General features: G+C 45.0%; 1 pseudogene. It reads right to left on the minus strand.

From position 1 onward, the window contains the following. Positions 1-54 precede the first annotated feature (54 nt). Positions 55-222, minus strand: a pseudogene (locus KB213_RS12950) (mechanosensitive ion channel family protein); the annotation flags it as partial.

Raw genomic sequence — 222 nt, forward strand, 5'->3', positions numbered from 1 at the left:
GACCTGCACATCAAACACTTTTCCAACCCATAAGGGACATGTTTTGATCACCTATCCCAGCATGGTGCGAATGCGGTCCATCGGCGCTTCATAATCCAACCACAAAAAAACAACGCCAATAATAGCCGCAGAATTATGCGTCCAGTTTTCAAACTGATTTTCCAAAAACTAAGAAATCGGCACAAAATGACGGCGCAAGTACCATACGCGGAGCCCAACATA

The organism is Neokomagataea anthophila, from assembly GCF_018122595.1.
GTDB lineage: Bacteria > Pseudomonadota > Alphaproteobacteria > Acetobacterales > Acetobacteraceae > Gluconobacter > Gluconobacter anthophilus.